Here is a 21,617-nt window from a genome sequence, read left to right on the forward strand (position 1 = left end):
CCTGCTATCGCTTTGTGGTCTCTCCGGCGGTACGAGCCCTCGCCCGCCGTCGCCGGGTCCTGCTGGCCGTGGTCATCGCACTTCCTCTCGCGGTAATGGCCGCGTTCCGGCCGTCACCCGAGCCCGGCCGACTGCGCTGGTTCGTCATCACCGTGATCGTTCTGCTCACCTGGCAGGGGGCGACCAGCGACTACGACGTCACAGAGCCCATCGAGCCCCAGCGCCTCGACAAACGGCTCCTGCTCCTTCTCGCGGCTGCCTCGTGTCTGTGGCCGGCGGCCCTGTTGCCGTGGATGGCCATGTACTGCGGCAGGCTGCGCGGCTGGAAGCACCACGCGATGATGCCCCTTCGTCTACTCAAGGCGTACCTAGCCTGGTTCTTCGTGGCGATGCTCTTCGGTGCCTCGTGTTCCGTAGCGGCACTGCTGCTGGTCCTCGGCTGCGTCTCGTTCTCCCACTACGTCAAACCGGTATGGAGCAAGGCCCGCCTCGGTCCGCACCTCTGGTCGTGGGCCTGGTACAACCGCACCCACTACCTCATGGCCTCCGCCTACTCCTGGGGTTGGGCACGCTTCCTGCGAGCCGAGACCACGGCCCGAGTGCTGCGCCGGGCACGCGTCCTCGATCGGCCCGTCAACTTCCTCACGATGGCCGTCGAGGCTGCTGGGCTCATCGCGTTCCTCGACCGCCGTCTGCTCATCGTGCTGCTCCTGGCAACCGCCCTCTTCAACGTTGTCGTGGCCCTCGCCTCCGGAATCCTCTTCTGGGAGAACATCGGCGCCAACGTCGCCCTCGCGATCACCGTCACGCTGCTTCCCGGTGCGGAGTACAGCCCGGCGTTCGGCGCGGCCGGCACACTGATCGCGCTCGTCCTGCTCCTGCTCAGCAGCGCCGACCTGCTGTGGCAGCCCTGGCACCTCGGGTGGTGGGACTCGCCCTTCACGGCACGTGTCCACTGGCAGGTCGAGACCGTCTCAGGGGCGAGGTTCGGTCTCTACAACGACTTCATGTGCCCCTACGAGCGCGAGTACGGCCGCGTCCTGGGCTACTTCCTCACCGACGAGCCCGTCCTCCACGGCCACCTCGGCATCGTCTGGGACCGGGAACTGCGTGACCTTCTCGTCCAGGCGGACGGCGACCGGGACCGACTGCACGCGCTCAAGCAAACCCACGGACGCGTGCAGGCGGACGGGCAACAGGCGCGCGAACACATCGCCTACCTGACCAGGATGTTCACCCAGCTCAACGCCGGCGCGCAGAAAGGTCCCCTGTCCCGATCACTACGCCGCCTCAAGGCCCCGGGCGGCCAGCTCTACAGGTGGGGCGACCTTCCTCCCTACCGCGGTGAGGAACCGGTCCGCCGCATCACGATCCGCTACGAGGAGCGGTTCTACCGCCCCTCCACCGGCGACTTCGTCCTGCTCACCAACCGCACCGTGCAGGAGATCGACCTCCTGGCACCCAGCCCAGACCACGGGAGTACCTCATGCGCAAAGTCTTCGTCGACTGCGGCGCGAACCTCGGAATCGTGCTGAACCGCTTCATCCACGAACTTCCCGACCACGACTTCTACGCGTTCGAGCCCAACAAAGACTTGCACCCTTCCATCCACCAGCAGGTCGCGCAGGCGTCCTACTCTCCGCGCGTCAAGATCTCCCAGAGCGCGGTATGGACCCACGACGGGACGATCGACCTCTTCCTCGGCCACCACGAGAGCTCCACCGTGATGCCCGGCAAGCGCGTACCGCCGGTGTACGACCAGCAGATCGACTACAGCTCACCTGTCCCTGTCCGCGCGACCGACTTCAGTTCGTGGCTGCGCCGGACCGTCACCGCCGACGACCACGTCGTCGTGAAGATGGACATCGAGGGCGCCGAGTATCCGGTCCTCAGCAAGCTGCTCGCCGACGGGACGATCAACCTCGTCTCCGTGCTGTACATCGAGTGGCACTACGACCGCTTCCCCGCCATGAGTCGAGCCGACCACGACCAGGTCGCAAACGCCGTATCCGCCTGTGTCGAAGTCCGCGAATGGGACTGACCCGAAGGAGGGGGCACCACGCCATGCACTCGAAGCAGATCTACCTGATCAAGCACGGTGAAACAGAGGAAAACCTGCGGGGCATTTACCAGGGCCAGGCGGTCGGCGGCAGCCTCAGCCAGCGCGGAGTCGACGACATCCGCAAGGTCGGCGACAGCCTGGCAGCAGCCGGCATCACCGTGGACCAGATACTCCTCAGCCCGATGTCCCGCTGTCGGCAGTCCGCCGCGCTGCTGACCGCCACGCTCGCCCCCGCCGACGTACGAGTGGACGAGCGCCTGGCCGCCAAGAACAGCGGCTACCTCGGAGGCCGGCCCAGGGACCTCGCAGCAGCGGAAGCGAACCGCCGAGGCGTCCCCATCCACCAGGTCCGCACGCCGGGCGGCGAGTCGTCCGAGGACGTGCAAGCCCGCTACATGCACCTGTGGGACGACGTCTGTGCGGGGCCGAACCGCACGACCATCCTCGTCGGGCACGGCGGAGGAATCGCCTGCCTGCTGCTACGGCTGACCGGGCAGGGCTTCGATCGCTACCTCGATCACGTTCCCGGATCCGCCGGCGTTACATGGGTTGAGGTTGACGACACCGCTCCTCGAATCCGGCTGATGAACGTGCCGGGTGCGGATCTGCCCGGTCAGCTCGGCACCCGTACCGACCGATGAGAGCGCGGCCGGTACGGGTGCGAGAGATGCGGTCAGGCCTCCTCGGAGCCGCCGAATCGCTCCCGGTAGGACTCCAGATCCTCCTCGGTGATCTTGGTGAAGAGCACCGGCGGAACGGTGAACGCAGTCCCGGCCGGAACGGTGTCCAGGGCCTTGGCCTGCTCGGCGGTCACCCACTTCGCGGTGTCGCCCTCCAGCGCGAAGGCGCCACGCATGGCAGCAGCAGTGGACGGAATGAACGGCTCGGAGACCACCGCATACAGGCGGATCAGGTTCATCGCGGTGCGCAGGGTCAGCGCGGCACCGTCCGGGTCGGTCTTGATCTCCAGCCAGGGCGCCTTCTCCTCCAGGTAGGAGTTGCCCGCGGACCACAGCGCGCGCAGCGCAGCGGCGGCCTTGCGGAACTGGAGCGCCTCCATGTGCTCCTCGTATTCGGCGAGGAGCCGCGCGATCTCCTCACCCAGCTTCGCCTCCGCCTCACCGGCCGAGTGGCCGGCCGGGACCTCATCGCCGAACCGCTTGCGCGAGAAGGAGAGGACGCGGTTAACGAAGTTCCCCAGGGTGTCAGCCAGGTCCTTGTTGACCGTGGCGGTGAAGTGCTCCCAGGTGAACGACGAGTCGTCGGACTCCGGGGCGTTGGCGATCAGGAAGTAGCGCCAGTAGTCGCCGGGAAGGATCTCCAGGGCCGCGTCCGTGAAGACGCCTCGCTTCTGGGACGTGGAGAACTTGCCGCCGTAGTACGTCAGCCAGTTGAAGCCCTTGACGAAGTCGACCTTCTTCCACGGCTCGCGTACCCCCAGCTCGGTTGCAGGGAACATCACCGTGTGGAAGGGGACGTTGTCCTTCGCCATGAACTGGGTGTAGCGAACGGTGTCGTCGGCCTCGTACCACCACGACTTCCAGTCACGGACCTCGCCATCCGAAGCGGCGTCCGCCCACTCCTTCGTCGCGCCGATGTACTCGATCGGGGCGTCGAACCAGACGTAGAAGACCTTGCCCTCGGCCGCGAGCTCCGGCCAGGTGTCGGCAGGGACCGGGACGCCCCAGTCCAGGTCGCGGGTGATCGCCCGGTCGTGCAGTCCCTCGGTCAGCCACTTGCGGGCAATGGAGGAGGAGAGCTGCGGCCACTCCTCGCCGACCGCGTCGATCCACGCCTCGACCTCGTGCTGGAGCTTGGACTGCAGCAGGAAGAGGTGCTTTGTCTCGCGGACCTCCAGCTCCGTGGAGCCGCTGATCGCCGAGCGCGGGTTGAGCAGGTCGGTTGGATCGAGGACACGGGTACAGTTCTCGCACTGATCGCCACGGGCCTTGTCGTAGCCGCAGTGCGGGCAGGTGCCCTCGACGTAGCGGTCCGGCAGGAAGCGGCCGTCGACAGGCGAGTACACCTGACGGATGGCGCGCTCCTCGATGAAGCCGTTGTCGTTCAGCTTGCGCGCAAAGTGCTGGGTGATCTCGACGTTCTGCTGCGACGAGCTGCGCCCGAAGTAGTCGAAGGCCAGCTCGAACCCGTCGTACACGGCCTTCTGCGCGTCATGGGCCTGAGCGCAGAACTCCTCGACCGAGAGTCCGGCCTCCTTGGCGGCCAGCTCGGCCGGCGTGCCGTGCTCATCGGTGGCGCAGATGTAGAGGACGTCGTGGCCGCGCTGGCGGAGGTACCGGGAGTACACATCCGCCGGAAGCATCGACCCGACCATGTTGCCCAGGTGCTTGATCCCGTTGATGTAGGGAAGCGCGCTGGTGACCAGGTGTCGAGCCATCCTCGGATGCTCCATTTCATACGTACGGCGCCGGAGCCGGTGCCACGGCGGGCCAAAGTCGGGGCGCCGCAGCCGTCACGATCGCTCAGCTCGCGGCTTGACGTCACTCACTGTGACGATACGGGTCTGCAGGCCACCGCCATCGTATCGAACCAGCGGTTTGCCCTTCCCGCAGGTTTCGCGCCCTGCTCGCACAGCGCCAAGAAGGCACTCGGCCGTCCGAGACAGGCGGCCAAGCGAGTCTCGTACGGCCGAGGCGCCTCCCATCTTAGAGCGTCCGCAGCGCCGACGGTCTGCATGCACCGCGCTCGTCCCCGTCCGAAGCCCAAGAGGTGGACAGCGTGATCGAATACCGCGAGTTCCAGCAGCTCCGCGTCGTCGTAGTCGGGCAGGGATACGTCGGACTCCCGCTCGCCGTCAGAGCCGCCGAGATCGGGCACCGGGTCGTCGGCTTTGATGTGGACGCCCAGCGCGTCAAGCGGCTCGTACGCGCGGAGTCATACATCGAAGACATCCCGGACTCACGCCTTGCTCCGCTCCTTGCCGCCGGCGTCTATCTCCCGACCATCGACGCGGCCGACTGCGCGAACTTCGACGTAGCGATCGTCACGGTCCCCACGCCCCTTCGGGACGGGGCCCCGGACCTCTCCCACGTCGAGGACGCCGCACGGATGCTTGGCCAACACCTCACACGCGGAGCGACCGTAATCCTGGAGTCCACTACGTACCCCGGCACGACCGAGGAAGTCTTCGGCCCACTCCTCGAAAACGCCTCCCGCCTGACCGCCGGCCAGGACTTCCACCTCGGCTACAGCCCCGAGCGCATAGACCCCGGAAACTCCACGTGGAAGCTGGAGAACACGCCCAAGGTCATCTCGGGCATCGACCCCGCGTCCAAGGAAGCCGTCCACCACTTCTACGCGTCCCTCGTCGAGAGGGTCGTCCCGGTCACCAGCTGCAAGGAGGCCGAGCTGACCAAGCTGCTCGAGAACACCTTCCGGCACGTGAACATCGCCCTCGCGAACGAGCTGGCGATCTTCGCCCACGAACTAGACATCGATGTGTGGTCGGCGATCGACGCGGCCTCCACCAAGCCGTTCGGATTCATGCGCTTCACCCCGGGCCCGGGTGTTGGAGGCCACTGCCTGCCCATCGACCCTTCGTATCTCTCCTGGCGCGTCCAGCGCACCCTGGGCCGCAACTTTCGCTTCGTCGAGCTGGCGAACGACGTCAACAACCACATGCCCGACTACGTGGTCCGGCGCCTCATCGACGGCCTCAACCGGCGCAGGAAATCCGTCAACGGCTCTCGGATCCTGCTGCTCGGCCTCGCTTACAAGGCCAACACCGGGGATGCCCGTGAGACTCCGGCAGCCCGTATCGCCGAGCTGCTCATCGGCATGGGTGCAGTGGTCCAGGCGGCCGACCCTCACGTCCTCGACGACGCTCACCCTCGGGCCGCCGACCTGGAGAGGCTCCAGCGAGTCGAGGTAACCCCCGAGTGTCTCGCGGCAGCCGACGCAGTGGTCCTGCTCGCCGACCACGACGCCTTCGACTTTCCCCTGATCACTGCACATGCCCCGTACATCCTCGACTGCCGCCGTCGGCTCGCCGGCGCGCACGTCGACTCTCTCTGAAGGGAAGCCACGTGAAGATCGTGATCACCGGCGGCGCCGGGTTCATCGGCAGCAACCTGGCCCGGACTTTGTTGGAATTCCGCGAAGTCAGCCAGATCCGTGTGATCGACAACCTCTCCACCGGTGACAAGGAGAACATCGCGGGTCTCGACGTCCACTTCTTCGAGGGCGACATCCAGGACGCCGCCCTCATGGAGCGGGCATTTCACGGCGCGGACGCCGTCGTCCACCTGGCCGCCCTGCCGTCCGTGCCTCGATCCGTAAAAGACCCCCTGGCCAGCCACCACGCCAACGCGACCGGAACCCTCCAGGTCCTCGAAGCAGCCCGTCGGGCCGGCAACCTGCACGTGATCGCCGCATCCTCGTCCTCTGTCTACGGCGCGAACCCGTGTCTCCCGAAGCACGAAGGCCTCACCACCGCCCCGACGAGCCCATACGCGGTCACCAAACTCGCCACGGAGGCATACCTGGGCGCGTATCACCACAGCTTCGGCCTGCCGGTACTCCCCTTCCGCTTCTTCAACGTCTACGGGCCCGGCCAGCGCGCCGACCACCCCTACGCCGCAGTCATCCCCAAGTGGATTAGCGCCGCCCTCAACGGACACGTCGTCACCGTCCACGGTGACGGCACCCAGACACGCGACTTCACGTATGTAGGCACAGTCTGTGAGGTTCTCGCTGACGCTGTCCTGCGCCGGGTCGTCGAACCCAAGCCCGTGAACCTGGCCTTTGGCACTCGCATCTCCCTTCTGAGCCTTATTCCGGAGATCGAAGCCGCAACCGGGCTCCGGGCTGTCACGGAGCACAGAGCCCGCCGTGTCGGGGATGTCCCTCACTCCCAGGCGGACCACTCACGCCTGCGTGCCCGCTTCCCGACGATCAGACCCACACCCCTGCAGGAGGGGATACGAGCAACGGCCAATTGGATCAGTCGCGCAAACGAGCCCTCCGTATGTGGAGGGCGATAACACCGCTGCGGGTTGCCGGGCACCTCGCGGTTCCCCTCATAAATTCCGGGGATCCGAGCATCCATGCCGCCTTCACGTCCCCTATCCGGTCGCGGACGAGCCCGCGACAACGCAAACCGATCATCGTCCGGCTGGTCCTGATCACCTCGCAGGGCAATCGAATCAACGACTCGATGTGGAACAGGCTGAGCTGGCGGCCCGCACTCGCAACGACCGGTGTCCTGAAGAAGGTCGGCGAGAAAGTCAGGACATACGGAGGCCACAGCCGTCGGTACCCCATCTACGAAGTTTCCAGGGAGGACATGTTCCACGTCCTCCGGCACACGTACGCCAGCACCCAGCTCGAGGCAGGCGAGTCGATCGTGAGCGTGTCGGCGTGGCTCGGGCACGCTTCGCCGCAGACCACACTGACGCACTACGCTCACTTCATGCCCGGAGCGGGCAAGCGGGGCCTCGCCGCCATGGACGAGTGGTTCGGTCAAGATCCACAACCGAATGTCCCTGAGAAGTCCCTGGGCGCCCCGCAGGCCCGCAACAGGCCATGAAACCGCAGGTGAGAGCGGTAATCGCGCGCACGGACAACGTGTACGCCGAGTACAAGGAGCCGCTGTACGCCGCTCCCCCGCTGCTCCAGCGCATGGTCGACGCCGGCCGGCTGGGCCGCAAGAGCGGCTCGGGCTTCTACACCTACGGCTGACCCCGGCTCCGGGGGGTCGCGGCCGGCCCGGCTCCAGGGGGGCGCGGCCGGCCCGGCTCCGCGGGACGGGCCTCCGGCTGCCGCCTGGGCCCGGCACCGTACGGCGGGATGCCGTACGGTGCCGGGCCCGCGTCATCCGAGCCGGAGGTGGTGCAGGAGCAGTAAGGCGGCCGCCATGTTCGCGGCCGGGACCTCGCCACGGGCGACCATGTCGGGGACGAGCTTGAGCGGCACCCACTCGCGGCGGTCCGACTCGAAGTCGTCCACGGGATGTCCGACGTACTCGCCCTCGTCCGACCAGTAGATGTGGTGCCGGGCGTCGGTGAGGCCGTTGGACGGCTCCACGCTCATGAGGTGGTGCAGGGTCCCCGGCCGCCAGCCGGTCTCCTCCTCCAGTTCCCGGGCGGCGGCGCGGGCTATGTCCTCGCCGTCCTCGACGACGCCCGCGGCCAGTTCCCAGCCCCAGCTGTCGGTGATGAAGCGGTGGCGCCACAGCAGGAGAACCTCGTTGGCCTCGTTGACCACCGTGGCCACGGCGACGGGCCGCAGCCGTATCAGGAAGTGGTCGAGGTGCCGGCCGTCCGGCAGCTCGACGTCCGCGAGGTTGACGGTGAACCAGCGGTTTTCATACACAGTTTGTTCGTTCTGTTTCGTCCACTGCACGGTTCTGCCACCTTCCGTCGGGTCAGTGGCAATATCGCAGCCGGAGCGGCCGGGCAGCAGGCGCACGGTGCGCCACTCACGGCGCACGGTTCATCACAGCGGCACGCGCAGCGCCCCGTCGATGAGTTCGGCCGCCTCGGCGGTGCCGGCACAGCCGCTGCGCACCAGGTGCTCACGCACCGCCCGCAGCCTGTCCCGCAGCCGCTGCGACTCCATCCCCCGGGCCTGCTCGGCCATCCGCACGGCGGTGGCCACCGCCTTCTCGGCGTTGCCCCGGCGCAGCTCGATCGTGCTGAGCATGGCCAGCCGGTGCACCCGGCCGCGGTCGTGCGCCGGGTTGTCCACGGCGGCCGTGGCGTGCTCCTCGGCGGCGGCCAGCTCGCCGAGGCTGAGCAGCGCCTCCGCCACCTGCACATTGACCAGGCCCGGTTGGACATAGCCCGTCTCGTCGGGCTCGTATCCGCGCCGGATGCGTTCGGCGGCGGCCTCGGCGCGCCGGATGCAGGACAGGGCGCTCGTGCCGTCGCCGAGGTGGGCGTACGCCTTGGCCTGCATCGCGTACAGGTCGGAGGCGAGCGCGGGCGTGATGTGCTTGCCGGCGGCGCGCAGCGCGGCCTCCGCGAAGGCGACGGCCTGCCGGTGCTCCCGCATGAACAGCGACTGGTTGACGAGCAGCGCTATCACATAGGCGCCGAGTCCCCGGTCACCGCTGGCCTTGGCGAGCCTGAGCGCCTGGTGGAAGTAGCGCTGGGCCAGGCCGTGCGCGTCGGAGTCGTACGCGCAGATCCCCGCGATCGCCACCAGACCGCCGGTCGCCCGGTGCAGTTGGCGGCCGGTGGCATCGGTGTAGCCGCCGCGCAGCAGCGGCGCCGCCTCGGCGTTCAGGAATCCCACGATGCGGCTGCGGGTCGCCACACCGCCGGCCTTGCGGTACATCTGCTCGTAGTGCGTGCGGGCCGCGCGCAGCATCTCGATGTCGGCCGGGGTGACCCGGTGCCGGCCGCCCCGGGAGACGTCCACGTCCTCGGGCGGGTTCTCCCACTCCCACACCGGCATCACCGCGGGCGTCCCGGTCACGGCGGGCGCGCCCAGGACGTGCGGACGCTGCTGCTCGTCGGAGCGCCACAGGGCGGTGGCCCGCTCGACGAAGCCGGACAGCGAGGTGCCGTGCGGCGCGGACGGCTCACCGGGCACGCCCAGACCGATGTCGTCGAGCGTGACGGGCCGGTGCAGCCGGGCGGCGAGCACCTCGCAGATCAGGTCGGGCACCTGGCCGCGCGGCCGCTGGCCCTTCAACCACCTCCCCACCGCCGTGTGTTCGTACCGCAGTGCGAGTCCGCGTGCCCTTCCCGCCTGGTTGACGTGCGCGGCGAGACCCGCGTGCGACATCCCCGCCTCGTCCAGGATCGCGTCGAGCAGAGTGTTGGGCTGCATGTCCTGCCCCCCGGTGGCTCGGTGCCGACAGCGTAGTGCGTTCGGTTTCACACGGGGTGTGAACGGAGTGCCCGCATCCGCACCGTACGCGCGCTGTCGCGGAGCGTGGGCAGTCGGTTGACTGAGATGCCTCGTCAAGAGGCCGGCCGGGCCGCCGGCTCCCCCTCGTACAGTGCGGCGGCCCGTATCCGCGCCGCCCGCTCCGCCGCCTGCCCGACACTCCGTGGCGGGGCGGGTGGCTCCGCCGGTTGCGCGGGGCGACTACTGGCTCGGGGCTCTCGGTTGTTCGTCGGCTGCCGGTTCGCGGGGGCTGGTCGCCCCCCGCGGCGGAGCCGCTATCCGTAGAGACCCGCGCCCCTTTCTGCACGCACCTGGAGTACCAGAACCGCTGTGTCGTCCGTGGGGCGTTCGCCCGTGTGCTGCAGGAGCTGGGTGAAGACGGTGCGCAGGACGGTCTGTGGGGGCAGGGGGCCCGCTCGGGTTGCCTCGGTCAGTACCGACGGCAGGGGGAAGAAGCGGCCCTCGGTGTTCCGGGCGTCTTCCACACCGTCCGTGTAGAGGACCAGGGTCTCGCCCGGGAGCAGCGGGCCGGGGTTCTCGGTGGGGAGATCGCGGGGAAGGGGGAACGGGCCCAGGGGCGGCAGTGGTTCCGTGCGGGAGACAGGATCCGCCTCTGTGCCGTTCAGCCGGTACGGCCAGGGGTGGCCGCAGTTGAGCGTGTGCAGGGTGCCGTCGCCGGCGATCTGCAGGAGGAGCACGGTGACGAAGTGCTCGGGCGCCTCGGGGTCCGGTTCCCGGTCGCGGACATGGCGGGCCAGTGCGCGGTCCAGGCGGCGCAGCACGCCCCCGAGGTCGGGCTCGTCGTGGGCGGCCGAGCGGAAGGTGCCCAGCACGGCGGCGACGGTACCGAGGGCGGCGAGGCCGTGGCCCCGGACGTCGCCCATCACGACGCGTACGCCGTGCCGGGTGGCGATCACCTCGTACAGGTCGCCGCCGACGGCCGCGCCCCGGTCGGCGGGCAGCTGGGCCGCCGCCAGGTCCAGCCCGGCCACGCGCGGCGGCAGGGGCCGCAGCGGCACGCTCCGGGCGGCACCCACGGCGGCGCGGGCCTGCCGCAGTTCGCGCAGGAGCGCGCGCCGGGCGTGGAGGACGAGGCCGGTGCCCACCGCCAGGAACGCGGCGCCCGGCCGCATCCGGCGCGGAGCCCCAGCCCTGATGCGGATCACGACGATGACCCCCAGACGGCGCCGACAGCGCGGACCGGCCCTGGGCCCTGTCGTCACATTCCCGTCGTGCCAGACGCCGCCAGGCAGGCGGGAATGCGACGACAGGGCCCAAGAGACCGGTTGCGATTCTGTCGAGCGCACGGGTCGTGGGGGCGGGATCGCCTTCAGTTCTCACCCGAACGAGTGAGCACCCTCCGGACGTGCATTTATGCAGGTCACAGCGGAGGGGCGAGCCCGGCGTACCGGACCCGCCCCTCGGTGACGCGGCCTCAGCCGCGCAGGACCGCCCCGGTCCGCTCGGCGGCCAGGGCCACCGCGGCGTCCCGGGCGGCCGACGCCTCGTCGACGGTCAGCGTGCGGTCGGGAGCGCGGAAGCGCAGGGCGTACGCCAGCGACTTGCGGCCCTCGCCCAGCTGTTCGGCGTTCTCGTAGACGTCGAACAGGCGGATGGCCTCCAGGAGCTCACCGGCGCCCTCGCGCAGCGCGGCCTCGACCTCGGCGGCCGGGACCGGCTTGTCGACGACGAGGGCGACGTCCTGCGTGGCGACGGGGAAGGAGGAGATCCGCGGCGCGCGCACGATCCCGTCCCCGGCCCGCTGGATCAGGTCGAGGTCGACCTCCATCGCACAGGTGCGCTCGGGCAGGTGCATCGCCTTCACCACGCGCGGGTGCAGCTCACCGGCGTGGCCGACGAGCGTCCGCACGCCGTCCACCTCGGCGTACAGCGCGGCGCAGCGGCCGGGGTGCCACGGGGCGTGCTGGTCGGAGCGCACGGTCAGATCCGTACCGGCCTCGCGGGCCACCAGGCGGGCCGCCTCGATGGCGTCCGCCCAGTCGGTCGGCCGGCCCTTGCCCCACCAGCCGGCCTGCTCGCGGGCGCCGGCGAGCACCACGGCGACCCGGCGCGGCTGGTGCGGCAGCGCGGTGTCGAGGGCGGCCAGCTCCTCGTCGGTGGGCCGGCGGTCGGCGGGCAGCCGGGCCGGGATCTCCTCCTGCCCGGTGGGCCGGAAGACCAGGCCGGTCTCGAACAGCGCCAGGTCGTGGCTGCCGCGTCCGTCGTTGCGGCGCAGCGCGCCGAGCAGGCCCGGCAGCATCGTCGTCCGCAGGGACGGCTCCTCGTCGGAGAGCGGGTTGACGAGGCTGACCACGGTGCGGCGCGGGTCGTCGGCCTCCAGGCCGAGCTGGTCGAGGGCGGCCTCGCCGATGAACGGGTAGTTCAGCGCCTCGACGTAGCCGGCGCCGGCCAGCGCGCGGCCGACGCGGCTGTGCAGCCGCTGCCGGTCGGTCAGGCCGTGCCCGGGCAGGGGCCTGGGCAGCGTGGAGGGCAGGTTCTCGTAGCCCTCCAGCCGGATGACCTCCTCGGCCAGGTCGTTCGGGTCGGTCAGGTCCGGCCGCCAGGACGGGACGGTGACGATCAGCTCGTCCTTCCCGCCCGTCTCCCGACCACCGCCCCTCAACGACGCGTTCCACGCGGCAGCAGTTCCTACGACGTCGCAGCCGATCTGCTGGAGCCGGCGTACGACGGTCTCGCGGCCGTAGGTGACGCCGGCGACCTTGTCGGGGTGGTCGGCCGGGATGGTGATGGTGCGCGGCGCGGAGGGCGCGACGACCTCGGTGACCCCGGCGTCGGCGGTGCCGCCGGCGAGCAGGACCAGCAGGTCCACGCAGCGCTGGGCGGCGGCCGAGGCGGCCTGCGGGTCGACGCCCCGCTCGAAGCGGCGGGAGGCCTCCGAGGACAGCCTGTGCCGGCGGGCGGTGCGCGCGACGGCGACCGGGTCGAAGTGGGCGGCCTCGATGACGACCTCGGTGGTGGTGCCCTCGGTGTCGTCGATCTCGGTGTGGGCGCCGCCCATGACGCCCGCGAGGCCGATGGGGCCGCGCTCGTCGGTGATGACCAGGTCCTCGGTGGACAGCGTCCGGGCGACACCGTCGAGGGTGGTGAGCTTCTCGCCGCGCTCGGCCCGGCGCACGCCGATCGCGCCCTGGATGCGGCCGCGGTCGTAGGCGTGCAGCGGCTGGCCCAGCTCCAGCATCACGTAGTTGGTGATGTCCACGGCGAGCGAGATCGGGCGCATGCCCGCCTTCTGCAGCCGGCGCTTCAGCCAGATCGGGGACCGGGCCTCGGGGTCGAGGCCGGTCACCGTGCGGGCGGTGAAGCGGTCGCAGCCGAACGGGTCGGCGATCTGCACCGGGTGCCCGAAGGCGTTCGGCGCCGGTACGTCCAGCAGCGCAGGGTCGAGCAGCGGGCGGCCGTAGGCGATGGCGGCCTCGCGGGCGACGCCGCGCAGGGACAGGCAGTAGCCGCGGTCCGGCGTGACGGCGATGTCCAGGACCTCGTCGACCAGCTGGAGCAGCTCGATGGCGTCGGTGCCGACCTCGTGCTCGGGCGGCAGCACGATGATGCCGTGGCTGCCGTCGTCGCCCATGCCCAGCTCGTCGGCGGAGCAGATCATGCCGTGCGAGACCTTGCCGTAGGTCTTGCGGGCGGCGATCGCGAAGCCGCCGGGCAGTACGGCGCCGGGCAGCACCACGACGACCTTGTCGCCGACGGAGAAGTTGCGGGCGCCGCAGACGATCTCCTGCGGCTCACCGGTGCCGTTGGCCTGGCCGACGTCGACGGTGCAGAAGCGGATGGGCTTCTTGAAGCCCTCCAGCTCCTCGATGGTGAGCACCTGGCCGACGACGAGCGGCCCCTTGAGGTCGGCGCCGAGCTGTTCGACGGTCTCGACCTCGAGGCCGGCCGAAATGAGCTTGGCCTGGACGTCGCGCCCGGTCTCCGTCGCCGGCAGGTCGACGTACTCCCGCAGCCAAGAAAGCGGGACCCGCATCAGATCTCCATCCCGAACGGCCGGGTGAACCGGACGTCACCCTCGACCATGTCTCGCATGTCTTCGACGCTGTGGCGGAACATCAGCATCCGCTCGATGCCGAACCCGAAGGCGAAGCCGCTGTACCTCTGCGGGTCGACGCCGCAGGCGGTGAGCACCCGCGGGTTGACCATGCCGCAGCCGCCCAGCTCGATCCAGCCCTCGCTGGAGCAGGTGCGGCAGGGCCGGTCGGGGTTGCCGACGGACGTGCCCTTGCAGACGTAGCAGAGCATGTCCATCTCGGCGGACGGCTCGGTGAACGGGAAGTAGTTCGGGCGCAGCCGGGTCTTCATGCCGGCACCGAAGAGCGACTGGACCATGTGGTCCAGGGTGCCCTTGAGGTCCGCCATGGTCAGGCCCTCGTCGACGGCGAGCAGCTCGATCTGGTGGAAGACCGGGGTGTGCGTGGCGTCGAGCTCGTCCGTGCGGTAGACCCGGCCGGGGCAGACCACGTAGACCGGCGGCTCGCGGTGGAGCAGGGAGCGGATCTGCACCGGCGAGGTGTGGGTGCGCAGCACGACGCCGCTGTCCTCGCCCTTGCCGCCCTCGACGAAGAAGGTGTCCTGCATGGTGCGGGCCGGGTGGTCGGGCGCGATGTTGAGCGCGTCGAAGTTGAACCACTCGGCCTCGACCTCGGGGCCCTCGGCGATCTCGTAGCCCATGGACACGAAGACGTCCGCGACCCGCTCCATCATGGTGGTCAGCGGGTGCCGGGCGCCGGCCGGCACGCGGTCGTAGGGCAGCGTGACGTCGACGGCCTCCTCGACCAGCACGCGGGCGTCCCGCTCGGCCTCCAGCTCGGCCTGGCGGCCGGCGAGGGCCTTGTTCACCGCGCCGCGGGCCGTGCCGACGCGTTTGCCGGCGTCGGCCTTGGCGTGCGGGGGCAGGGCGCCGATCTCGCGGTTGGCGAGGGCCAGCGGGGAGGCGGGGCCGGTGTGGGCGACCTTCGCCTCGTGGAGCGCGTCGAGGGAGTCCGCGCCGGCGAAGGCGGCGAGCGCCTCGTCCCGCATGCGCTCGATCTCTTCCGGTTTCAACGCCTCGACCTCGACAGGGTCGTACGACTTATTGGGTGCCGACATCTCTTCCCGTGCTTCCGATTGTCCCCCAGCTGACGCTGGGAGGTGCCCCCAGGCTGACAGTCCCCGTCACCGGCTCATGGACATTCCGTCTCCGGTGGTGGGACACAAAGGTGCCAAAGGCCGAGTCTAACGGGGCTGAGGAAAGCGGATGCGCCCGTGGGTCCTCGGCCGGTGTCAGAGCAGGTGCGCCGGGGTGCCCACGGGCAGGGTAAATCGGAACCGGGCGCCGCCGCCGACGGCGCGGCCGACCGTGATCGTTCCACCGTGGGCCTCGACGATGCCCTTGACGATGTAGAGCCCGAGGCCGGTGCCGCCGCGCTTGCTGCCCCGCCAGAAGCGGGTGAAGACGCGGTTCATGGACTCCTCCGGGATGCCGGGCCCCTCGTCGCTCACCGTGACGGACGTGGCCGTGTTCTCGACGTGCTCTGTGTGCTCTGTGTGTTCTGTGTGTTCTGTGTGTTCTGTGTTCTGTGCGTTCTCTGTGTTCTCGCTGTTCCTGGGGTCGTCCCCGTCGCGGGGGGACGGCGCCGCTGTGATGTCAATGGTGACGGTTCCCTCGCCGTGCCGCACGGCATTTTCGATGAGGTTGCTCAGCACCTGGTCGATCTTGTCCGGGTCGGCCCACAGCTCGGGCAGCGGCTGCTCCGTGCGGACCAGGAAGCGGTCGGCGGGCTGGCCTGCGGCGACGTAGGCCTGGACGTGCCGGCCGACCGCGGCCCCCATGTCGACGAGCTGGCGGCGCACCTCCAGGCGGCCGGAGTCGATGCGGGAGATGTCGAGCAGCTCGGCGATGAGCCGGGTGACGCGGTCGGCGTCGGCGTCGACGGTCTCCAGCATCAGCCGCTTCTGGTCGTCGGTGAACCTCTCCCACTTGGCGAGCAGCGTGGCGGTGAAGCCCTTGACGGAGGTCAGCGGGGAGCGCAGCTCGTGCGCCACGGTGGCGATGAGCTCGGCGTGGCTGCGTTCGGTGCGGCGGCGGGCCTCGGTGTCCCGCAGGGAGACGACGACGCGGCGCACGGGGCCGGTGGGGTGGTCGCGGACGTACCGGGCCGAGACCAGGACTTCCCGGCCCCCGTGCAGCAGGAGGTTGCGCTCGGGCTGGCCCACGCGGATGGCGAGGCCGCCGTAGGGGTCGGTCAGCTGCCACCAGCGGCGCCCTTCCAGGTCCTCCAGGGGCAGGGCCTTCTCCAGGTGCTGTCCGAGGGCCTCCTCGGCGGGGACGGCGGTGATGCGGGCCGCGGCGGCGTTGAAGCAGATCACCCGTCCGTGTGCGTCGGCGACGACCAGTCCGTCGGGCAGGTCGTCGGGGTCGACGCCGAGTCCGGTGGGACCGTCGGGGCCGACGCCGAGTCCGGTCGGACCGTCGGTGCCGAGTCCGCCGGGATCACCGGCGCTCCCGGGCGCGGGCGGCCGTCGCGCCTCGCGCCTGCCCGGTGCACCGCTGGTGCCGACACTCATCCCCGTACCCCACCCTTCCCACTGTGGGCCCCGAGCTGGTCAGCCTACTAGTAGTCCGTGACGGAGCGGCATCCTCCGGAGGCGCGCTGTGCACGGGCCGAGGCGTAGAGACATACGGCGGCGGCGGTCGCCAGGTTCAGGCTCTCGGCCCTTCCGTGGATCGGGACGCGGACGACGGCGTCGGCCAGGGCCCGGGTCTCCTCCGGCAGGCCCCAGGCCTCGTTGCCGAACACCCAGGCGGTGGGCCCGCCCATGGTGCCCTTGTCGAGCTCGTCGTCGAGGTCCTGCTCGCCCGCGCCGTCGGCGGCGACGATGCGCACCCCGGCGGCCTTCAGGCCGGCGACCGCCTGCTCGACGGGGACGCCCACGGCGACCGGCAGATGGAACAGCGAGCCGACGGAGGCGCGCACGGCCTTGGGGTTGTACAGGTCCACGGAGGCGTCGGTGAGGACCACCGCGTCGGCTCCGGCGGCGTCGGCGCAGCGCAGCACGGTGCCCGCGTTGCCTGGGTCGCGCACGTGGGCGAGGACGGCGACGAGGCGGGGGCGGGCGGAGAGGACCTCCTCGAACGGCGTGTCGAGGAACCGGCAGATCCCGACGAGACCCTGCGGGGTGACGGTGGTGGAGATGTCCGCGATGACGTCCTCGGAGGCGAGGTGGACCCGGGCGCCGGCACCGCGGGCCTCCCCCACGATGTCGGCGTAGCGCTCCGCGGCCTCGACGGTGGCGAACAGCTCGACGAGCGTCGTCGTCCCGTCCGCTCCCCGGTGCCCGGCGGCTTCACGCACGGCCTGCGGCCCCTCCGCGAGAAACAGCCGGTCCTTGCCCCGGAAGTTCCGCTTGGCCAGCCGCCGGGCGGCGGCGACACGGGCGGAGCGGGGGGAGATCAGGTCGGGCGCGGCGGGGGGCATGGGGAGCTTCACCTTCGGTAGGAACAACACAACGGACCCGCAGGCACAAAGCCCACGGGTCCGTACCGTCACGTCGGCCTAGAGCCGGTGCGGCGTCACGCCGCCTTCGGCGCGTTGACGTCGCTCGGCAGGGCCTTCTGGGCGACCTCGACGAGCGCGGCGAACGCGTTGGCGTCGTTCACGGCCAGCTCGGCCAGGATCTTGCGGTCCACCTCGACGTTGGCGGCCTTCAGACCCTGGATGAAGCGGTTGTAGGTGATGCCGTTGGCGCGAGCGGCGGCGTTGATGCGCTGGATCCACAGCTGCCGGAAGTCACCTTTGCGCTTCTTGCGGTCGTTGTAGTTGTAGACCAGCGAGTGGGTGACCTGCTCCTTGGCCTTGCGGTACAGCCGCGAGCGCTGACCGCGGTAGCCGGAGGCCTGCTCGAGGATCGCCCGGCGCTTCTTGTGGGCGTTGACTGCCCGCTTGACGCGTGCCACTTGATTAACTCCTTGTAGCGGGGTCGTGGTTGTCCTCACACGACCCGGAAACGAATGGGTCCCGGTCCCGACGTACGGCGCGGCGGGTCAGCTGTGCGCGGGGCTCAGCCGACCGGGCGCCGCCGCGTCACTTGCCGAGAAGCTTCTTGATCTTCTTGGCGTCGCCCGGGGCCATCTCGGCGTTGCCGGTGAGGCGACGCGTCAGACGGGACGACTTGTGCTCGAGCAGGTGGCGCTTGCCGGCGCGCTCACGGAGCACCTTGCCGGAGCCGGTGACCTTGAAGCGCTTGCTGGCACCGCTGTGCGACTTGTTCTTCGGCATAGCGCCGTTCTCTCCTCGTCGGTGGCGCTCCGGTGCCCGGTCACGAAAACCGGGCACGGTGGAGCGTCGCTCTCAATGTTTTCGGTTACATCCTGGGACGCGGGTCCCGGGGGTCACGCCTCGGCGGGCTCCTCGGCCGACGCCTCGACGTCCGCGGCGTTCTGCGAGCGGCCGGGGTTGGCCTTCGCTTCGGCCTTGCGGGCCTCCTGCGCCTGGCGGGCCTCGGCCATCGCCTCGGTCTTCTTCTTGTGCGGACCGAGAACCATGATCATGTTGCGGCCGTCCTGCTTCGGGTTCGACTCCACGAAGCCGAGGTCCTGGACGTCCTCCGCGAGCCGCTGCAGCAGCCGGTAGCCCAGCTCGGGCCGGGACTGCTCGCGACCACGGAACATGATCGTGATCTTGACCTTGTCGCCCTGCTTGAGGAACCGGACGACGTGACCCTTCTTGGTGTCGTAGTCGTGCGGGTCGATCTTCGGCCGGAGCTTCATCTCCTTGATGACCGTGTGCGCCTGGTTCTTGCGCGCCTCACGGGCCTTCATGGCCGACTCGTACTTGAACTTCCCGTAGTCCATGAGCTTGCACACGGGCGGGCGGGCGTTCGCCGCGACCTCGACCAGGTCCAGGTCGTACTCCTGCGCAAGCTCCAGTGCCTTCGCGAGCGGCACGATGCCGACCTGCTCGCCACTGGGACCGACAAGTCGCACCTCGGGAACGCGAATCCGGTCGTTGATGCGGGGCTCGGCGCTGATGGATCCTCCTCGGTAGCACCACGCGACGGTCTGGCGGACAGCCGCGTACGTCTGTGTTCGTAAGACCTAACCGCGCCGAAGCAACAAAAATGCCCCGGACGATCACAGGCGGGGCTCCAAGCACTACCGGAGCACCGACGCGATGATCGCGGGGCGCGCTTTCGGGCGACTCCATCGTCCGTACGGAACGATGGTGGCCGCCTGACCGGGTGACCCGCCGTCCCGGAGGACGGTCAGGTGGGAGATCGGAGCCTCCACTTGTGGGCCGAGCACGTGCGTGTCCGGCCGGTCGGAAACCAGATTAGCAGGATCGCTTGACAAGGACTAATCGAGAAACCGTAATCCGGAACCGCCTATCGTGTGGGGCATGAGTGAGACCCCTCCTGAGACCCCCGACTTCGACGCGATGACCCGCGACATCGCCGAGGTCCCCGCCGTCGAGGTGATCGTGACGGTCGCCGTCAACCTGATGAGCGCCGCCGCCGTGAAGCTCGGTCTGACCGAGGAGGGCGACAAGTACAAGGACCTGGACGAGGCACGCAAGCTGATCACCGCGCTCGCCGGGCTGCTGGACGGCAGCGCGACCGAGATCAGCTCCTTCCACGCGGCGCCGCTGCGCGACGGCCTGAAGTCGCTCCAGCTGGCGTTCCGCGAGGCGTCGCTCGTCCCGGACGAGCCGGGCCAGGGCCCGGGCGAGAAGTACACCGGGCCGGTCTACGGCTGACCCGCTTCCCGCCCGCCCGCCGCCCGGCGCGGCGGGCGGGTCCCTTCACTCCTTCACGTACAGGGGCTCGCCCGGCGGCGTCGTCCCGGCCGGCAGCAGTGCCAGGTCGAGACCGCGCACCAGGCGGGCCCTCAGTGTGTCGCTGGCGGCCAGCCGCTCGGCGACGGCGCGGGCGGCCGGGGCCGCGGCGGCATCGGGGTCGAGGACCAGGGCGAGGGTGCCGTCGGCCCGGCCGGGGCCGAGGTGGGCACGGAGCACGGCCGGCTCGGCGGCCACCGCCTCCCGTACGGCCGCCACGACCGCAGGGTCGGCGAGCGGGTCGGTCGTGGTACGGCCCTCGGCGAGCGCGAGCAGCGTGGGCCCGGTCAGCTCGAACGGCACCGGTCCGGCCAGGTCCAGCACCACCGTGTCCGCCTTCTCGTGCGCGGCGGCCTGAAGGGCCTGGCGCAGGGGTACGGCCACGGGGCGGGCCGCCGGGTCCCAGCGGGCCAGGGAGTCGGTGGAGGTGAAGGCGGGCAGCGCCGTGCGCTCGCCGGCCTTCAGGGTCGGCACGGCCATGTCGCTGGTCTTCTCGCGGCGCAGCCCCCGCTCGTCCTCCTCCACCTCGCCGAGCACGGCCACGACGGGGACGAGCAGCCGGGCGCCCTTGAGCGCCTCCAGGACGGGTCCCACGGCGGTGCGGTCCTCGGCCCAGGCGGCGAGCGCCGCGCTCAGCCGGGGGTCGGCGGAGCCGTCGTCGTCGGAGAAGCCGGGGTCGGGAATGTTCTTGTTCGCCACGGCTACGACCCTATCGGGGGCCGTGCACGGTCCTGTCCGGGACCCTTCACGGATTTCTCAGGGTCCCCTGACCCGTGTCTCACGCCGGTCTCACGGCGCGCACAGTCACCGCCAGAAGCATCCCGGGCATGGAGTCCCCGTCCGCCGGCGGCCGCCGTCGCCGCCATGGCCGTCGCGCGCGCCCGTCCCGGCGCCGGCCCCTGCTCTGCGCGGCCCTGGTCTGCGTCACCGTCGTGGGCGGTACGGCGGCGGGCACCGCGTATGTGAGAGCCAGGGGCTCCGCGGGGCCGGGGGCCGTAGGGTCGGCGGCGTCGGCGTCCCCGTCGGCATCCGCGTCGGCATCCGCGTCGGCATCGGCGAGTGGGAGGGCATCGGTGGAGACCGTGACGGACCCGGCGGCGGACCGTACGGCGCTGCTGGCCGAGGCGATGAAGTCGGTGGCGCCGGAGGACGGCGCGACGGTGTCGGTGGCGGTGCTCGATCTCGGCTCCGGGCGGAGCGCCGGCTACGGCGACGGCACGTTCGACACGGCGAGCATCGTCAAGGTCGACATCCTGGCGGCCCTGCTGCTCCAGGCGCAGGACGCGGGGCGGCGGCTGACCGCTCAGGAGAAGACGTACGCCACCGCGATGATCGAGGACAGCGACAACGACTCCGCCTCGGCGCTGTGGCGGATCGTCGGCGGGGCGGACGGCCTGGACGCGTCGAACCGCCGCTTCGGGCTGGCTGACACCTCCGGGGGCGACGGCGCGCTGTGGGGCCTGACGCGGACGACGGCCGCCGACCAGCTCGCCCTGCTCAAGCAGGTGTTCGGCGACGACTCGGACTCCGAACTGAGCGCGGCCTCGCGGACGTACGTCCAGAGGCTGATGGGGCGGATCGCCGAGGACCAGCGCTGGGGGGTGTCGGCGGCCGCCGACGGCTCCGCGTGGGCCCTGAAGAACGGCTGGCTGCCGCGCAGCACGACCGGGCTGTGGGTCGTCAACAGCATCGGTCGCGTGACGGCCGACGGCGACGACTACCTGGTGGCCGCCCTGTCCCAGGGCAACACCACGAAGGAGAAGGGCATCTCGCTGGTGGAGGGGGCGGCGCGGGCAGCGGTGTCGGTGTTCGCGGGCGGGGCCTGATTCCGCTGCCGGGACCGGCCCGGGCTGGGCTGGGGG

20 protein-coding genes and 1 pseudogene are annotated in these 21,617 nt (G+C 70.4%); 9 read left to right on the forward strand and 12 right to left on the reverse strand.

Annotated features, from left to right (window positions below):
* The first annotated feature begins 14 nt into the window (after positions 1 to 14).
* From R2S09_RS03795 to R2S09_RS03805, 3 genes are read left to right on the forward strand one after another with little or no spacing between them, the layout of a single operon-like run.
* On the forward strand, positions 15 to 1,535 hold the full coding sequence (locus R2S09_RS03795; RefSeq protein WP_316739748.1) for a hypothetical protein: 1,521 nt from the start codon (positions 15 to 17) through the stop codon (positions 1,533 to 1,535).
* On the forward strand, positions 1,487 to 2,041 hold the full coding sequence (locus R2S09_RS03800) for an FkbM family methyltransferase (protein WP_316739750.1): 555 nt from the start codon (positions 1,487 to 1,489) through the stop codon (positions 2,039 to 2,041). Before R2S09_RS03795 ends, R2S09_RS03800 begins: the two co-directional genes overlap by 49 nt.
* A 23-nt stretch (positions 2,042 to 2,064) precedes the next feature.
* Positions 2,065 to 2,703: a histidine phosphatase family protein gene (locus tag R2S09_RS03805; RefSeq protein WP_316739752.1), complete on the forward strand. Its 639-nt coding sequence runs from the start codon at positions 2,065 to 2,067 to the stop codon at positions 2,701 to 2,703.
* A gap of 32 nt (positions 2,704 to 2,735) precedes the next feature.
* Here R2S09_RS03805 and metG read toward each other — a convergent pair whose 3' ends face one another.
* Positions 2,736 to 4,460 (reverse strand): methionine--tRNA ligase, encoded by a 1,725-nt coding sequence (gene metG, locus R2S09_RS03810; protein ID WP_316739753.1) that lies wholly within the window; start codon positions 4,458 to 4,460, stop codon positions 2,736 to 2,738.
* Positions 4,461 to 4,801: 341 nt separating this feature from the next.
* Between metG and R2S09_RS03815 the strand changes: the two genes are divergently transcribed.
* The 4 genes and pseudogenes from R2S09_RS03815 to R2S09_RS03830 form a co-directional block, all read left to right on the forward strand.
* Entirely contained in the window at positions 4,802 to 6,097 is a 1,296-nt protein-coding gene (locus R2S09_RS03815; protein ID WP_316739755.1) for a nucleotide sugar dehydrogenase, read from the forward strand.
* An 11-nt stretch (positions 6,098 to 6,108) separates the two neighbouring features.
* The gene (locus tag R2S09_RS03820) at positions 6,109 to 7,065 is read left to right on the forward strand and encodes an NAD-dependent epimerase/dehydratase family protein (protein WP_316739757.1); all 957 of its coding nucleotides are present in this window, start codon (positions 6,109 to 6,111) and stop codon (positions 7,063 to 7,065) included.
* Positions 7,066 to 7,367: 302 nt separating this feature from the next.
* Positions 7,368 to 7,610: a tyrosine-type recombinase/integrase gene (locus R2S09_RS03825; RefSeq protein ID WP_316739759.1), complete on the forward strand. Its 243-nt coding sequence runs from the start codon at positions 7,368 to 7,370 to the stop codon at positions 7,608 to 7,610.
* 35 nt (positions 7,611 to 7,645) lie between these two features.
* Positions 7,646 to 7,762: pseudogene (locus R2S09_RS03830) on the forward strand (3-hydroxyacyl-CoA dehydrogenase family protein); the annotation flags it as partial.
* A gap of 132 nt (positions 7,763 to 7,894) precedes the next feature.
* Here the strand turns inward: R2S09_RS03830 and R2S09_RS03835 are convergent.
* From R2S09_RS03835 to infC, 10 genes are all read right to left on the reverse strand, one after another.
* Positions 7,895 to 8,425 carry an NUDIX hydrolase gene (locus R2S09_RS03835; protein WP_306190218.1) on the reverse strand — a complete coding sequence of 177 codons (531 nt, stop codon included), beginning with the start codon at positions 8,423 to 8,425 and terminating at the stop codon, positions 7,895 to 7,897.
* A gap of 93 nt (positions 8,426 to 8,518) precedes the next feature.
* Positions 8,519 to 9,859, reverse strand: a complete 1,341-nt coding sequence (locus R2S09_RS03840; RefSeq protein WP_306190219.1) for a transcriptional regulator — start codon at positions 9,857 to 9,859, stop codon at positions 8,519 to 8,521.
* 335 nt (positions 9,860 to 10,194) lie between these two features.
* Positions 10,195 to 11,085 carry a PP2C family protein-serine/threonine phosphatase gene (locus R2S09_RS03845; RefSeq protein ID WP_372337755.1) on the reverse strand — a complete coding sequence of 297 codons (891 nt, stop codon included), beginning with the start codon at positions 11,083 to 11,085 and terminating at the stop codon, positions 10,195 to 10,197.
* Between the two features lie 269 nt (positions 11,086 to 11,354).
* Complete coding sequence (gene pheT / locus R2S09_RS03850; protein WP_306190220.1) at positions 11,355 to 13,913, reverse strand: phenylalanine--tRNA ligase subunit beta; 2,559 nt, start codon at positions 13,911 to 13,913, stop codon at positions 11,355 to 11,357.
* Positions 13,913 to 15,031, reverse strand: a complete 1,119-nt coding sequence (gene pheS / locus R2S09_RS03855) for a phenylalanine--tRNA ligase subunit alpha (protein ID WP_316739762.1) — start codon at positions 15,029 to 15,031, stop codon at positions 13,913 to 13,915. The genes pheT and pheS overlap by 1 nt, the downstream gene beginning before the upstream one ends.
* Positions 15,032 to 15,205: 174 nt before the next feature.
* On the reverse strand, positions 15,206 to 16,489 hold the full coding sequence (locus R2S09_RS03860) for an ATP-binding protein (RefSeq protein ID WP_316739764.1): 1,284 nt from the start codon (positions 16,487 to 16,489) through the stop codon (positions 15,206 to 15,208).
* Positions 16,490 to 16,536: 47 nt separating this feature from the next.
* Complete coding sequence (locus tag R2S09_RS03865; protein WP_306190223.1) at positions 16,537 to 17,400, reverse strand: RNA methyltransferase; 864 nt, start codon at positions 17,398 to 17,400, stop codon at positions 16,537 to 16,539.
* A 95-nt stretch (positions 17,401 to 17,495) separates the two neighbouring features.
* Positions 17,496 to 17,879, reverse strand: a complete 384-nt coding sequence (gene rplT / locus R2S09_RS03870) for a 50S ribosomal protein L20 (RefSeq protein WP_006141703.1) — start codon at positions 17,877 to 17,879, stop codon at positions 17,496 to 17,498.
* Between the two features lie 127 nt (positions 17,880 to 18,006).
* A complete protein-coding gene (gene rpmI / locus R2S09_RS03875) occupies positions 18,007 to 18,201 on the reverse strand; it encodes a 50S ribosomal protein L35 (RefSeq protein ID WP_007829094.1) in 195 nt (64 codons plus the stop codon).
* 113 nt (positions 18,202 to 18,314) lie between these two features.
* Positions 18,315 to 18,953, reverse strand: a complete 639-nt coding sequence (gene infC, locus R2S09_RS03880) for a translation initiation factor IF-3 (protein ID WP_078917512.1) — start codon at positions 18,951 to 18,953, stop codon at positions 18,315 to 18,317.
* Positions 18,954 to 19,320: 367 nt separating this feature from the next.
* Between infC and R2S09_RS03885 the strand changes: the two genes are divergently transcribed.
* On the forward strand, positions 19,321 to 19,677 hold the full coding sequence (locus tag R2S09_RS03885; protein WP_306190224.1) for a DUF1844 domain-containing protein: 357 nt from the start codon (positions 19,321 to 19,323) through the stop codon (positions 19,675 to 19,677).
* Between the two features lie 45 nt (positions 19,678 to 19,722).
* Here R2S09_RS03885 and R2S09_RS03890 read toward each other — a convergent pair whose 3' ends face one another.
* Positions 19,723 to 20,454, reverse strand: a complete 732-nt coding sequence (locus R2S09_RS03890) for an SseB family protein (protein ID WP_306190225.1) — start codon at positions 20,452 to 20,454, stop codon at positions 19,723 to 19,725.
* A gap of 128 nt (positions 20,455 to 20,582) precedes the next feature.
* Between R2S09_RS03890 and R2S09_RS03895 the strand changes: the two genes are divergently transcribed.
* The gene (locus R2S09_RS03895; RefSeq protein ID WP_316739779.1) at positions 20,583 to 21,581 is read left to right on the forward strand and encodes a serine hydrolase; all 999 of its coding nucleotides are present in this window, start codon (positions 20,583 to 20,585) and stop codon (positions 21,579 to 21,581) included.
* Positions 21,582 to 21,617 lie beyond the last annotated feature (36 nt).

The organism is Streptomyces sp. MK7 (assembly GCF_032658145.1).
In the GTDB taxonomy this organism is placed as follows: Bacteria; Actinomycetota; Actinomycetes; order Streptomycetales; family Streptomycetaceae; genus Streptomyces; species Streptomyces spiralis.

What these genes read in the sequence shown, in the direction of transcription:
- R2S09_RS03800 (WP_316739750.1), top strand. Translation starts at nt 1,487, where the DNA reads ATGCGCAAAGTCTTCGTCGACTGCGGCGCGAACCTCGGAATCGTGCTG.
- R2S09_RS03805 (WP_316739752.1), top strand. Translation starts at nt 2,065, where the DNA reads ATGCACTCGAAGCAGATCTACCTGATCAAGCACGGTGAAACAGAGGAA.
- metG (WP_316739753.1), bottom strand. Translation starts at nt 4,460, where the DNA reads ATGGCTCGACACCTGGTCACCAGCGCGCTTCCCTACATCAACGGGATC.
- R2S09_RS03825 (WP_316739759.1), top strand. Translation starts at nt 7,368, where the DNA reads ATGTTCCACGTCCTCCGGCACACGTACGCCAGCACCCAGCTCGAGGCA.
- R2S09_RS03840 (WP_306190219.1), bottom strand. Translation starts at nt 9,859, where the DNA reads ATGCAGCCCAACACTCTGCTCGACGCGATCCTGGACGAGGCGGGGATG.
- pheT (WP_306190220.1), bottom strand. Translation starts at nt 13,913, where the DNA reads ATGCGGGTCCCGCTTTCTTGGCTGCGGGAGTACGTCGACCTGCCGGCG.
- pheS (WP_316739762.1), bottom strand. Translation starts at nt 15,031, where the DNA reads ATGTCGGCACCCAATAAGTCGTACGACCCTGTCGAGGTCGAGGCGTTG.
- R2S09_RS03860 (WP_316739764.1), bottom strand. Translation starts at nt 16,489, where the DNA reads ATGAGTGTCGGCACCAGCGGTGCACCGGGCAGGCGCGAGGCGCGACGG.
- R2S09_RS03865 (WP_306190223.1), bottom strand. Translation starts at nt 17,400, where the DNA reads ATGCCCCCCGCCGCGCCCGACCTGATCTCCCCCCGCTCCGCCCGTGTC.
- rpmI (WP_007829094.1), bottom strand. Translation starts at nt 18,201, where the DNA reads ATGCCGAAGAACAAGTCGCACAGCGGTGCCAGCAAGCGCTTCAAGGTC.
- R2S09_RS03885 (WP_306190224.1), top strand. Translation starts at nt 19,321, where the DNA reads ATGAGTGAGACCCCTCCTGAGACCCCCGACTTCGACGCGATGACCCGC.
- R2S09_RS03895 (WP_316739779.1), top strand. Translation starts at nt 20,583, where the DNA reads ATGGAGTCCCCGTCCGCCGGCGGCCGCCGTCGCCGCCATGGCCGTCGC.